The organism is Endozoicomonas sp. SESOKO2 (assembly GCF_024606245.1).
Taxonomy (GTDB): Bacteria; Pseudomonadota; Gammaproteobacteria; order Pseudomonadales; family Endozoicomonadaceae; genus Endozoicomonas_A.
The window spans coordinates 1-1,113 of record NZ_JAHHPQ010000613.1 but is presented as its reverse complement, the minus strand read 5'-3'; the positions used below and the strand labels follow the sequence as shown (position 1 = coordinate 1,113).

Below are 1,113 nucleotides of genomic sequence, written 5' to 3'. Positions count from 1 at the left end.
GTGAAAACCCTGATCGAAGGCAAGGCTAATCTCAACACCCGAACTAAGGGTGGCTTCACACCGCTGCTCATCGCTGTACAAAAAAATAACATCGACTGCGTAAAAATCCTGATCGAAGCCAAGGCGGATCTCAACGCCGCCCTGCCAAATGGCGTCACCCCGCTGTCCGTCGCCACTTTGAAAGGCAATACCGACTCTGTGGAAGTCCTGATCAACGCCGGGGCTGATCCCAACCCCCAAACTGAGACTGGCAACACCTTGCTGCATATCGCAGCCCTGGAGGGCCACACCGACATTGTTAAACGCCTGATCAAAGCCAAGGCGGATGTCAACGCCCGGGCCAGGGATGGCTTCACCCCGCTGTTCAACGCTGTCATGAAGGGCAATACCGAATGCGTTAAAACCCTGATCGACGCCGGGGCGGATCTTGAGGCTGCTACGTCTAATGGCACTACTCCACTGGACATCGCAGCCCTGATGGGCAGTACCAACTGTCTGCAACTCCTGATCGACACCGGGGCGGATGTCAACGCCCGAAGTAAGAATGGCACCACCCCGCTGTTCATGGCTGTCATGAACAGCAATACCGAACGCGTGAAAGCTCTGATCAACGCCGGGGCGGATGTCAACGCCGCCATGCCAAATGGCGTCACCCCGCTGTTCGTCGCCACTACGAATGGCGATATCGACTCTGTGGAAGTCCTGATCAACGCCGGGGCTGATCCCAACGCCGCCCCGTCGAGTGGCACCACCCCCCTGTCTGCGGCAGTCCGGGAGGGCAATACCGACTGCGCGAAAGCCCTGATCAAGGCCGGGGCAAAGTGGGGCGCAGAGGCGGTGAATGAAACAGAAGAAATGTATCATCTTCTCCGGTAAACACGGCTTTCTGGTGTTCCCATCTTTTGAGTTTTTGAAATGGGTGATTATTTAGTCACAGCAGACTTTATAGTCTTAGAGAAAGTGAATTGTGATCACTTTCACCTCAGCACCAAAGTTTATTGGGCAGGGCTGAATGTTTCTCCGAGGCAGTTGAGAAAACGGTTAACTGTGTAACTTGCGTTATTTTCCTGATCTATCCTTGCTCTCTGTACACCAGAATTAAAGGGTAGAATG

At 54.0% G+C, this 1,113-nt stretch carries 1 protein-coding gene; it reads left to right on the top strand.

Features of this window, described 5'->3' with window-relative positions:
• A partial coding sequence (locus KDK17_RS15140) for an ankyrin repeat domain-containing protein (RefSeq protein ID WP_257288421.1) occupies window positions 1-876 on the top strand: 876 nt, incomplete at its 5' end.
• Between the last annotated feature and the right edge of the window lie 237 nt (window positions 877-1,113).